Source organism: Streptomyces murinus, assembly GCF_002154555.1.
In the GTDB taxonomy this organism is placed as follows: Bacteria; Actinomycetota; Actinomycetes; order Streptomycetales; family Streptomycetaceae; genus Streptomyces; species Streptomyces murinus.
Genome location: NZ_MUNF01000354.1, coordinates 1 through 12,897, shown reverse-complemented (window position 1 = coordinate 12,897; position 12,897 = coordinate 1). Strand labels below are relative to the sequence as shown.

Sequence of the window (12,897 nt, the reverse complement as noted above, 5' to 3'; positions counted from 1 at the left end):
GGTCCTGGGCGCACGTCGGATGTGGTCATGAGGGCACTCCGATCTGAACTCATGGGAAGGAAGCGGGTGTCGGGGCGAAAGGCCCTCAGAAGTCGGCGGTGAGGGAGAGGTCGATCTCGTCGTCGCTCATCTGCGAGATCAACTCCAGCAGTCGGCTCTCCACCTCGGCGGCGAGCCGCCCCACCGTGGGATGCTCGAACAGGTCCCTGACCTGGAGCGGGCAGTCGAACGCGGTGCGCAGTCTGGAGGCGACGGCGACGGCGCGCAGGGAGTGGCCGCCCAGGGCGAAGAAGTCGTCGTGGACGCCGACCCGGGGCAGGTCGAGCACCTCGCACCAGATCTGTGCGACGACCGTCTCGGCCGGGCTGCGGGGCGCCACGAAGGTCCCCGCCTCGGGTGCCGCGGGCTCGGGCAGGGCGGCGGTGTCCAGCTTGCCCTGGACCGTCAGCGGCAGCGCGTCGAGCAGGACGAACGCCGACGGCACCAGATAGTGCGGCAGTTGGGCCCGGCAGTGCGTCTGGAGGATCTCCTGCGACAGCCCGTCGCCGACGACGTAGCCCACCAGGGCGGCCTCGCCGCGCAGGGTGCGGACGACGACCGCCGCGGCCCGTACCCCCGGGTGCCGGCGCAGTGCCGCCTCGGCCTCCTTGGGCTCGACGCGGAACCCGCGGATCTTCACCTGGTCGTCGTTGCGGCCGAGGAACTCCAGCTCGCCGGAGGGCAGTCGGCGTACGACGTCCCCGGTGCGGTAGAGCCGTCCGCCGAGCGCCCCGAACGGGTCGGGCTCGAACCGCTCGGCGGTCAGCGCCGGCCGCCCCAGATATCCACGAGCCAACTCATGCCCGCCGACGAGGAGTTCGCCGGGTACGCCCTCGGGGACGAGTTCGCCCAGCGCGTCGACCACATAGGTACGACGCCCGCCCAGGGGCCGGCCGATGGGGACCCGGCCGCCGCGGGCGCCGTCCACGGTGTGCGCGGTGGCCGAGATCACCGACTCGGTGGGCCCGTAGGTGTTGAGCACGGGCACGTGCGGCAGATGCGTGAACCACCGCTCCAGCGGATCGGCGGGCAGCGCCTCCCCGCCGGTCACCAGCAGCCGCAGCGAAGCGAGCCGCGGGGCGAGCCGGTCCAGGTGGGAGACCAGCTCCGCCCAGTAGGACGGGGTGAGTTCCATGACGGTGACCCGCTCGGCCGCGACCCGGGCGGCCAGCTCCTGCGGCGCCCAGATCTCGTCCGGGCGCACGATCACCGTGGCGCCGGTGCTCAGCGCGGGCAGGATCTGTTCCAGCGAGGCGTCGAACGACGTGGACGCGAAGGTGAGCACCCGGTCCTCGGCACTGAGCGCGAACCGCTCGCGGGCGGCGGCCACATGGGCGTCCAGGGCGTGGTGCTCGACCCCGACGGCCTTGGGGCGGCCGGTGGAGCCGGAGGTGAAGATGACGTAGGCGAGGTCGCTCGGGTCGGGGGTGTGCCGGGGGGCGTCGGCCGCGGTTCGGGGGTTGCAGGCCGTGGCTCGGGAGTCGTCGGCCGTGGCCCGAGAGCGGTCAGCCGTGGTCCGAGGGCGGTCGGGGGCGTGCGCCGGTCCGTCCGGCAGCGGTCGTACGTCCTCGACGGCTACGGCGCTCACCCCGAGCGCGGTGACCTTCCCGCCGGTGTGCGCGTCGGCCACGACGTGCCGTACCCCGGCCTCCTGGAGCATGTACAGCAGCCGGTCCTCGGGCAGCAGGGCGTCGAGCGGCACGTAGACACCGCCCGCCCGCCACACGGCGAGCATCGCGGCCACGGACCAGACACCTCGCCCGACGCACACCCCGACGGGGTCACCGGGGGCGACCCCCCGGGCGGTGAGGGTGGCGGCCAACCCACCGGTCAGGGCGTCCAGCCGGGCATAGTCGAGGCTCGTGCCCTCGCACACCACGGCGGGATCCGCGGGGCGGCCGGCCACCCGGAACGCCGGTGCGGGCAGCACCTCGCGCCCCGCCGTCGCCACCAGCAGGTCGCGCTCCCCCGCGGACAGCAGCGGTGCCGCGTCCACGCGGGTGCCGGGGTCGGCGAGGAAGGCTTCCAGCAGGCGTCCGACATGGCGGGCGAACCGGGTGGCGGTGGCCGGCTCGAACAGGTCGGCGGCGTACTCGATGTTGAGGGCGAACCCGTCGGGCCGCACCACGAAGGTGGCCGTGAGGTCGAACTTCGCGGATCCCCAAGGCAATTGGAAGTCACCGGTGTCGAGCCCCGGCAGCCCGGCGCCGCCGGTGGAGGCGTCCTGGACGTCCACCATCACCTGGAACAGGGGGTTGCGGGACAGATCGCGGGCGGGGCGCAGCCGCTCCACGACCCGCTCGAACGGCACCTCCTGGTGGTCGAAGGCGCCCAGCACCACCTCCCGCACCCGGTCCACGAGCCCGGTGAAGGTGGGCCGCCCGGACAGGTCCGTGCGCAGCACCACGGTGTTGACGAAGAAGCCGACCAGCGGCTCCAGTTCGAGGCGGCCGCGCCCGGCGACGGGCGTGCCCACGGGGACGTCGGTCTGTCCCGACCAGCGGGCCAGCACCGCCTGGGCGGCGGCCAGCAGCACCATGAACCGGGTCGCTCCACGCTCCCGGGCGAAGGCGTCCACCCGGTGCACCAACGCGGCGGGCAGATCGATCTCGACGGCGCCGCCGCGCCCGGTGAACGCGGCAGGACGGGGCCGGTCGGTGGGCAGCTCCAGGGCGGGCGTCTGTGCCAGCACCCGCTCCCAATAAGCGAGTTGCGGCTCCAGCGCCCCGCTCTCGGCACGTTCACGCTGCCACACGGCGAAGTCGCCGTACTGGACGGGCAGCGGCGGAAGGTGGACCTCCCGTCCCGCTCGGCGGGCCGCGTAGTGGTGGGCCAGCTCGTCCAGCAGGACGCCCTTGGACCAGCCATCGGTGACGGCGTGGTGCAGGGCGAGCAGGACCACATGGTCGTCGTCGGCCAGCTCCCACACCCCGGCCCGCAGCAGGGGCGGCCGGGCGAGGTCGAAGCGGCGGGTGGCGAGGGCCACGGCCCGCTGCCGTACGACGTCCAGGCGGGACTCCTCGTCCGGCCCCATCGGTGCCGCCTCCCAGTGCAGGGGCACACCCACCGGGTCGCACACCTGCTGCACCGGACGGCCGTCGGACTCGATCAGCGCCGTGCGCAGCACCTCGTGCCGGGCCACCAGATCGTCCAACGCCCGCTGCCAGGCGTCGCGTTCGAGTCCGCCGCGGACCCGCCAGCAGTACCACAGCAGATAGGAGTCGCCCCGGTCGGAGGTGCGGTCGAGGAACCACAGGCGCTCCTGCGCGAAGGACAGCGGCAGCGGGCGGGCGCGGTCCACGGGCACCACCTCGGTCGTGCCGGAGGTGCGGGCGCCGGCCACGCACGGGGCGAAGCCGCGTACGGTCGGGTGCTCGAAGACGGTGCGCAGCTCGATGTCCCGGCCGAGCCGCCCGGCGATCCTGGAGACCGCCATGGTGGCGAGCAGGGAGTGCCCGCCCAGGTCGAAGAAGCTGTCGTCGATGCCGATCCGCTCCAGGCCCAGTACATCGGCCCACACCTCGGCGACGATCCGCTCGGTCTCGTCGCGGGGCGCGGCGAAGGCGTCGTCGTCGGCCGGGCGGCCCCGGTCGGGGTCGGGCAGGGCGCCCCGGTCGAGCTTGCCGGAGACGCCGACCGGGAGGGCGTCCAGGGTGACGTAGTCGGAGGGGACGGCGTAGTGCGGCAGATAGCGGGCGCACCAGGCCCGCAGCTCCGCCCGGTCGGGTGCGGCGGGCGCGTCCGGGGCGGGTACGACATAGCCGGTGAGGGCCTGTCCGGTGGCGCGGTCCGGACGGACGGCGGCCGCGGCGACCAGCGGGCAGGCCCGCAACACCGCTTCCACCTCGCCGAGTTCGACACGGAAGCCCCGGATCTTGACCTGGTCGTCGCGGCGGCCGACGAACTCCAGCTCTCCCCCGGGCGTCCAGCGCACGAGGTCGCCGGTGCGGTAGAGGCGGCCGCCGGGCGGGCCGTACGGGTCGGGGACGAATCGGTCGGCGGTCAGCGCGGGCCGGTTGAGGTAGCCGCGCGCCAACTCGATGCCACCGATGAGGAGTTCACCCGACACCCCGACGGGCACCTGCTCGTCGTCCGCGTCCACCACGTACACCCGCCGGTCGCCGAGCGGCCGGCCGATGGGCACGCTGTCGATGGGCGGCTCCTCGGCGTCGTAGGTGGTGGCGGTGACGGTGGTCTCGGTGGGCCCGTAGGCGTTGCAGACCCGCACCCAGGGCACGGCGGCCCGCCAGACGGCCAGGGTGTCGGCCGGTACCGCCTCGCCGCCGAGGACCAGCAGCCGCAGCGGCGCGAGGGCGGCGGCCAGCCGCCGGTCGAGGGAGAGGGCCAGCTCGGACCAGTAGGTGGGCGGCACATTGACCACGGTCAGTTCGTGCCGCTGGACGATCTCCGGCACCTGGGTGGGCAGCCAGGGCTCCTCGGGGCGCATGACGACGGTGGCGCCGGAGGTGAGGGCGGGCAGCACCTGGTCGAGGGAGGCGTCGAAGGAGAAGGAGGCGAAGGCCAGCACCCGGTCGGCGGCGGTGATGCCGAGGCGCTGCCGTGCGGCGGCCACGTGCGAGGCGAGCGCGGCGTGTTCGACACCGACCGCCTTGGGGCGTCCCGTGGACCCGGACGTGAAGATGACATGGGCGAGTTGGCGGGGGTCGGGCCGGTGGCGGGGCCCGTCCGGGTCCGGGGTGACGGCGGTGACGTCGACGGCGACGGGCGCGAGCGGGGCGGCGGTCACGGCGGTCGCCGGTGCGGTGAGGACGCAGGACAGCTGAGCCTCCTCGGCCATGAACGCGAGCCGCTGCGCGGGCAGTTCGGGGTCGAGCGGTACGTACACCCCACCGGCCCGCCAGATCCCCTCGATGGCGGCCACCGACCACAGACCGCGGCGCAGTACGACACCCACCGGGCTGCCGGCGGTGACTCCGGCGGCACGCAACGCGACGGCGAGTCCGCCGGACATGGCGTCGAGTTCCGCGTACGTGGCGCTGTCGTCGCCGCAGCGCAGCGCGAGCGCGTCGGGCCGCCCGGAGAAGGCGACCGGCTGCGCGGGTGCCGCGGGCCGGTCGGGGGCGTGGTGCCAGTCGCTCCTGGGCCGCGCGGGCGCACCGGGCCCGGCGGCCAGGGCGCGCGCCAAATCATTTACGGGGGCGGCGGGTTGGGCGATGACGGCCCGCAGCAGGGCGACGTACGCCGTCCCGAACGCACGCATCGTGGTGGCGTCGAACAGGGCGGTGGCGTACTGGAGGATGGCGGCGATGCTGCCGTCCGTGCGCAGGGTCAGGTCCAGGAAGACGTCCAACGGGGTCTCGGTCAGCGGCGGTTCGACGAGCGCCACGTCCAGGTCCGCCATCCGCACCGGCCGGATCGGGGAGTTGAGCAGGGTGAACGACGCCTGGGCGAGCGGGTGCCGGGACAGGTCCCGGGATCCGCCGAGCGCGCCGACCACGAGGTCGAAGGGCGCCTCGGCATGCGACAGATCGGCCGGCACCCGGCGCCGTACCCGCTCCAGCAGGGTGTCGAAGCCGGGCCGTCCGGACAGGTCCGTACGCAGCACGACGGTGTTCACCAGCGGGCCGATCAGCTCGGCGGCACCGCGCTGGGCCCGGTCGGCGAGCGTGCTGCACACGGCGACGTCGGTACGGCCCGACCAGTGGCCGAGCAGCGCCTGGTAGGCGGTGAGCAGCACCATGTACCGGGTGACGCGGCGGGAGCGCGCCAGGCCGTCCACGGCGGCGACCAGTTCGGCGGGCAGGTCGAAGCGGACGACGTCACCGGAGCCGTCCCAGACCCGGGGCCGGGGCCGGTCGGTGGGCAGTTCCAGCGGGGTCAGCCCGGTCAGCCGCTCCCGCCAGTGCCCGAGCAGCCGTTCCAGCCGGGCGCCGGAGAGCCGTTCGGCCTGGGTGCGGGCGAGTTCGGCGTACTGCACGGCGGGCGGCTGGACCTCCTCGCCCCGGTATCCGGCGGCCAGTTCCTCCAGCAGTACGCCCCAGGACCACCCGTCCACGGCGATGTGGTGGACCTCGACCAGCAGCAGATGCTCGTCCTCAGCGACGCGGGCGAGGGTGGCGCGGATCGGGTGCTCTTCGGCGAGGTCGACGGGGCGGCCCAGGCAGCGGGCGTACAGCTCTTCGGGGCCGTCCGCCGTGACCCGGCGCAGCGGGCATCCGGCGGGCGCGTCCACGACCGGCACCGGCTCCCCGTCCACGGCGGTGAACCGCGTCCGCAGCACCTCGTGCCGGGCCACGATCCCGTCCAACGACCGCTCCAGCCGGTCGGCATCGAGGCGCCCCCGCAGCCGCAGCACCAACGGCAGCATCGACCCGCTGGAGGACCCCGCCAGCTGGTCCATGAACCACAGCCGGCGCTGCGCGAAGGACGCCGCCCGGGCGTCCACGTCGTTCGGCGCCCCCGCAGGGGCCGGGCCTGTTGTCACTGTCGCCTCCCAGCCGTCTTTTCCCAGCAGCCTGCCGCCACCGGCGGACACTCCCCAGGGAAGAAGACGCAGCGGTGTGAGCAGAGTCGGCTGCGGTTCTGGGGGCGGGGGCGGACTCGGGTCGCCGGGGCCGGGACGGCCGGCTCAGTGACGTCGGGCCTTGCTGATGCCTTCGGCGATCGCCGGCTTGTCGAGATAGCGGTGGACGTCGTGGGCGTTGAGCTTGCCGTTGTCGACCCTGACGTCCGTGACGCCGACCGCCAGGTGCGACAGGCCCCTGCCCTTGCTCACCGGATCGTTGGCCGCGTACAGGTTGGTCCACTCCACCCCGGCGGGGACGGACAGCGGGCTACCGGCCGTGTGGATGCCCTTGCGCACCGCGAGCCAGCCCAGCGGCGATCCGCAGGTGATCAGCGACGCCACCCCGGGGCCGCCGTCCGCCGCGGGCGGAACCTCGCCGCGGGTGAGCATGTCGTAGAACACGACGGTGCCCAGCGAGTGTGCGATGACCATCCGGGCACCCGTGGTGACCAGTGCCTCCCGGATCAGGGCGCGGACCGCGGCCGCCGTTTCCTCATGGCGCAGGTAGCCGTGGGCTTCCCGGACCAGCCACAGCAGACGGTCGGTCACCCCCTTGCCCGCCACCCGGTCCACGGCCTGCGCCCGCCGGAGGATCCGCGGGGTGAGCCGGCCCGCACCCAGAGTCCGGCCGGCCGTCGGGGAGTCCTGCTCCTTGGCCACCGCGGAGGGCGCGTAAGCGGCCAGGGCCTCCAGGATGAAGGCCTCTTCCGCTGCGTCCACGGGCACGTCGTCGGCCGCACGAGCGGCGTCCGGGCCCAGCCGCATGTACCGAGTGGCCGTCTTCGGATACACACCTTGATACGACGGGACGGTGAGGCCGACCGGACCGGCCACCTCGGCGAGCCCCGAGCAGGCCAGCCCGTCGTCCACCGACTCCTGCCAGCTCCTGCTCAGTGCCTCCGTCGTGGCCGAAGCCCCCTGCCGGATGCCGTGCACCCCGACGATCTGCAGTGCCCCCATCGTTCCCCCTCCTCGTCCGCCGCCAGGGCCTCGGCCCCGGGCCGATCGTAGCCGCGGGCGGCGGGCCGTCCGCTCCGGATAGGCTGACCGAGCCGTGCGCCGCACCTCGCGTACGGAGCAGGGGGAGAGCTGTGGACGCGCATGAGCCGGCGGGAATCGTCCGGCGGCGACTGATCGTGGTCGCGCCGGACGGTTACAAGGACAGCCCCCCGGGGTTCGACGAGGCCATCGACGCCCAGGTAGCGCGGATCACGGGATGGCTGGCGGACCCGGAGATCGAGGACGCCCGCCGCTTCGAGGTGACCCGGGCACCGTCGGTGCGTACGGTCGGCGAACTGCGCGACTTTCTGCGCGAGGAGAATCTGGCCGCGGCCAAGTACCGGGAAGCCGTCGTGGTCTACATCACCGGCCACGGCGTGCGCCGGGTCGCGCCCCGCCACTTCCTGACGCTCGCCGAGACCGATCCGGATCGCCTGTTCGCCACGGCGTTCCCGACGAGCGAACTCATCACCGCAGTGCTCGACAGCTGGTCCGAGCATGTGCTGGTCCTCGTCGACTCCTGCTTCTCCGGCACCCTGCGCACGGAGCTGACCAGCCTGCTCGAAGCGCTGTCCACGGAGCGCCACGGGTTCGACGGAGCGGCCGTGGTCACCGCCGGCAATCACGAGGAGCAGCCCCTGGTCGGTTCGTTCACCGAGCGCGTGGCGCTGGCGTGCGAGCGCATGCGCGACGAGACGGCCGGGTACACCGCCCCGTATCTCTCCTTCCAGGAGTGGGAGCAGCTCCTGGACGAGGTCGGATGGGACGACCGGGGCGTCGAGAAGGACCTGGTCCGTGCCGAGTGGATCGTCCCGCATTCGCGCAGGCGGTTCCCCAGTGCCTGTCTGCCCAACCCCCGCTACCGGCCGCCCGTCGGCACAGCCCGCCCGGCACTGCGCCAACTGGCCCTGACGCGGTCCGCGGACATCGGCACGAACCCCGATGCCCTGGACGAGTTCTGGCTGGAGCGTGCTTCGGGGCGGGCGGCCGCCGACGACCCGGGCTGGTACTTCAGCGGCCGGGCCGAGCTGATGAGCCGCCTGGTCGGGTTCCTGCGCGCGGGCGAGGGGGTCCTCGTCGTCACGGGCGCGGCCGGCTCCGGCAAGTCCGCGCTGCTGGCCCGTCTGGTGACCCTCTCCGACCCCGGGTTCGCCGCGGATCCCTCGTACACGGCCATGGTGGCGGGGATTCCCGAACGGCTGCGGCCGGATGTCGGGGCGGTGGACGTCGCGGTGCTGGCCCGCAACAAGTCCGCGGGGGCGGTCGTCCAGGATCTCGTCATCAGCCTCGGCCCCGGGCGCCAGGAGCCGTTGCCCGGACAGGCAGCGGATCTGCCGCTGCGGGCGCTGCTGCGGCAGGTGCAAAGACGGACCGACGCCGCCGAGGGGCCGGTCACCGTGGTCATCGACGCGCTGGACGAAGCCAGTGACCCCCTCGCCGTCTTCAACGACGTCGTCCTGCCCCTCGCCCGCCTCCGCGGTCCGGGCGGGGCCCGTCTCGTCCGTCTCCTCCTCGGTGTCCGCAGCTCCCCGGACGTGGCACACCCGTCGGGTGGGTCCCTGCTCGACGAGCGCGCGGACCATTTGCTGCTGCGGTTGACCGAGGCGCTGAAGGACGAGGGCCTGCTGCCCGGGGTGCTGCGCAGCGACGGTCCCGACTGCGCCGACGACATCGCGGCCTACGCCGCCACCCTGCTGCTCGCACCGGCCGACAGCCCCTACCGCGGCGCGTCGGAGGCGGCCGCCGAAGCCGCCACGATCATCGCGGACGCGGTCGCACCGTCCTTCCTGGACGCGCGGATCGCCGCCGACCAGCTGCGACGGGCCGAGACCCGCCAGGAGATGGCCGAGGACGGGTGGCTGGAACGTCTCGCCGACGGGACCACCGGGCTGCTCCGTGAGGACGTCACGGCCGTCTCGCTGAGCACCGGCGTCCCGGACACCCTGCTGGTCGCCGCGCTGCGCGCGACCGCGTTCGCGCCGGGCGCCGGTCTTCCCTGGGCGGATGTCTGGCCGGCCGTCACCGCCGCCCTGGCCGGGCCGGGCAATGGATACGGTCACGGCACCAAGGCCGTCGACCACGCCCTGCGGACCCTCCGCCACAGCCGCCTCACCGGTTACCTGGCCATCGCCGAGGAGGATGCCCGCACGGTCTACCGTCCGGTCCACCAGCGGCTGACCGACCTCCTGCTCACCAACCATGAGCTGCTGCTGCCCCGGTCGCCGGTCCCGCCCGGTCCTCCACGGCAGGGACCGACCCGGGCGGAGCGGTTCACCGCGGCCCATGCCTCGATCGCCGCCGAGCTGGCCGCTCTGGTCCGGCGGTCCCGGGCCCGGCACCCGCACCCGTACGTCCGCAGGCATTTCCTCCACCACGCGGCCCTCGGGGAGATGCTGAACGATGCCGACGTACCGCTGGAACTGCTGGCCCAGGAGACCTCCGGCACGCTGCGGTCCCGCCTCGGGCTGCCGCTTCCGGCGGCGGACCCGCGGCGCCGGATGCTCACGGCGGCGGCGGTGGTCGAGCCCTACCTCGACGAGAGCGTGGACCCGGCCTCGCGCCTGGGCAGCATCACCTTCCAGCGGGGCGTGCGGGGCGAGCCGTGGGAGGCGCCGGCGGGCCTGCCGGCCGCTCTTGCCTGGGGCCGGTGGTCGGCGCGCGTGAACGTTCTCGCCCCGACGAAGGGGGAGACGAGAAGCCTGCACGTCCTGCCCACGCTGGACGGGCGGGCACTGATCGCGGTGCTGTCGGAGACCGGGTCCGTGCGGATCTGGGACGCGGCGACCGGCCGCCTGGTGTCCGAGCTCGGCGACACCCGCTCCCCCGTCCGTGGCCTGTGCACCATCCGGGCGACCGGGGGCCGGACGTTCCTCGTCACCTGGCACAGGAGGGGCGTGACCCTGTACGACCCCGGCTCGGGCCAGCCCATCACCGCCCTCTCCCTGCCGGCCGTCAACGATGTGCACGTCCTGGAGGACGGCGCCGCGCGCTGGAAGCTGTTCGTCATCACGGCACAGAGCGCCTTCGTGTGGCGGCCGAACGCTCATGGCGTCGACGAGGGCCGCGTCGTCGAGGCCGAGGGTTTTCCGGGGTCGGGCCTTGTCTTCCGCCGCAGCACGTCGGCCGTGGTGCGGCGGGCGAGCGGACACGCGCTCGTGGCCTTCCCCACGCCGGAGGGCATCCGCCTCTGGGACCCGTTCTCGGGCTTGACCCCGCATCCGCCGTTCGGGGGCGACCGAGCGCACGTGGCCCTCGCCGTGTCCAGACCCGGGAAGGACGACCTGCTCATAGCACAGACGGGATCACCTGTCCGATGGCGGCTCTGGGACCCCTTCCGGGGTGAACCCGCTCCGTATCCCGCGCTCCCGGGGCGCCCCCGGGTGACGCTGCCCGGTGGCACGGCGATGGCCTACACCCGGCTCAACCGCATCGTCGTGCGGGACATCGACAGCGGCCGGGAGAACTCCTTCGATGCCGACCTCCCGTCCATCGATGCCCTCGCCGTCCTGGACGACCCGAATGGCCAACGTGTCGTCTCCGCCGGTCCCCAGGGGATCAGGCTGTGGCAACCCGGCCACGGGGCAGCGCTGAACGGGGGCGACCTGATGGAGACGTTGTACAGAGCGCCGCTCGGGCGCGGGGAGGCGTGGCCGCTGTGCAGGACGCAATGCCCGGGCCTCGGCGGAGCCGGTGATGTCCTCGTGGTCGGCACGCTCGTCGGACTGGAAGTCCACGACGCCCTGACGGGGCGGCTGGTGAAGCGGTTGGACACCGGGCGTGTCAGGAAGGTCGAGCCGGTCCCGTCGCCTCCCGGCAGCGCGTACGTCGTGGTCGAGGATCACGGCTCCTGGTCGGTCTGGGACCTGGTGTCCGGCACGGAGGTGCATCCCGCGCACGAGACCGGCCCTGCCGCCGGACGGTCCTGCGTCGTCACGACGACGGCCGGCGTGCCGATGCTGGTCCGGCTGGAGGGCCGAGCAGACCTCAGGGCTGTGGTGTGGGATCCGGTCGACGGCGCCGAGACCGCCGCCCTGCCCAGACCGGCCACCGAGCAGCCGCGCTTCCTGGCACCCCTTCCCGTGCGGGAGTCGGGCACCACCCTGATCGCCGTGGTGGGCATGGCCGGCATCGATCTCGTCGACCTGTTCTCCGGTCGCGTCGTCACCACGCTGAGACAGCCTGCCCGCCGCCGGTCGCTGGTCCGGCACGTGTGCGCTTTCCGCAGCCACCACGGGGTATTGCTGGTCGCGACCACATCGACCGAGATCTTCGTCTGGGACACGGCCGACGGCTCCCTTCTCGCCCACTGGAGAGCTTCCGACACCCTGGCCCTGGCCGCGGTGCCCCTCTCGGACGGCCGGGCGCTGATCGCCTCCGCGAGCCCGAGCGGTGTCCGCCTCCGGGACCCGCTGACCGGCGAACTCCGCCACACCCTCCTCACCGGCGCCCCGGTCCACGCACTGGCCGTCGGCACCGTCGCGTCGGGCCCCGCCCTGCACATCCTCGGCCCGGCGGGACTGGCGACGCTCCTGCTGGACGAGCGGCTGCTGTGACGGAGGGCCGCAACGGCCGCACCGCGCTGTACCGCCCCGGCACAGCGCGGCGCGAGCGCGATCAGCCCTGCTCGACCAGCGCCGCCACCCCGTCCAGCAGCCGCTGGAGTCCGAACTCGAAGAGGGCGTCCAGGTCGAGGTCGTAGCCCGCTGCGGCGAGGCGGGAGAGGGCGGGGAAGCGGCCGGTGGCCAGGATGTCGAGGAGTTCGGGTTCCTGGGTGTCCATCCACTGCTCGCTGTCGAGGCCGCTGTACGCCTCGGCCTCCCGTTCCGACTCCAGGTTCACGGCGATGCCGCGGGCGTAGTTGAGCAGCATCAGATGCGCGGTGAAGGCGGTTTGCAGGTCGAGGCCGCGGGAGTGCAGGACGGAGAGCATCCACTCGCTGTACGGCAGGGCCGAGGCCACCATCTGGGGGCGGGTCACCGACAGGGCCGGCGCGAGCCACGGGTGGCGGCGGAACTGGCCCCACAGCCGCCGGGCGGCCAGCTCGGTCGCCGCGCGCCAGTCCTGCGGCGGGTCGGCGGGCAGCGGGTCCCGTGCGATGACCGTGTCCAGCATCCTCGTCAGCAGGTCGTCCTTGTCGGCGACGTGCCGGTACAACGACATGGTCGCCACGCCGAGTTCGGCGGCCACCCGGCGCATCGAGACCGCCGCCAGCCCCTCCGCGTCGGCGACCTCGATCGCGGCGGCGACGATCCGGTCGAGCGTGAGCGCCGACGGGGCCGGTGGCGCGTCGGCGGACCGGGCGCCGCGCCGGGCGGCGGCAGCGGGGCGAGCGG

Annotated in this window: 4 protein-coding genes; 1 reads left to right on the top strand and 3 read right to left on the bottom strand. The window is 73.9% G+C overall.

What is annotated here, in order from left to right; all coding sequences use genetic code 11:
- Positions 1 to 85: 85 nt before the first annotated feature.
- Positions 86 to 6,484: a non-ribosomal peptide synthetase gene (locus CCN72_RS21470; protein WP_086808927.1), complete on the bottom strand. Its 6,399-nt coding sequence runs from the start codon at positions 6,482 to 6,484 to the stop codon at positions 86 to 88.
- A 144-nt stretch (positions 6,485 to 6,628) separates the two neighbouring features.
- Positions 6,629 to 7,525, bottom strand: a complete 897-nt coding sequence (locus CCN72_RS21465; protein WP_086808926.1) for a lipase family protein — start codon at positions 7,523 to 7,525, stop codon at positions 6,629 to 6,631.
- 131 nt (positions 7,526 to 7,656) lie between these two features.
- Here CCN72_RS21465 and CCN72_RS21460 point away from each other — a divergent pair, with 131 nt between their 5' ends.
- A complete protein-coding gene (locus CCN72_RS21460; RefSeq protein WP_086808925.1) occupies positions 7,657 to 12,117 on the top strand; it encodes an AAA family ATPase in 4,461 nt (1,486 codons plus the stop codon).
- A 61-nt stretch (positions 12,118 to 12,178) separates the two neighbouring features.
- On the opposite strand, the gene CCN72_RS21455 is transcribed toward CCN72_RS21460, so the two are convergent.
- Positions 12,179 to 12,897 (bottom strand): TetR/AcrR family transcriptional regulator (locus tag CCN72_RS21455; protein WP_107430140.1); only part of this gene is annotated, 719 nt, incomplete at its 5' end.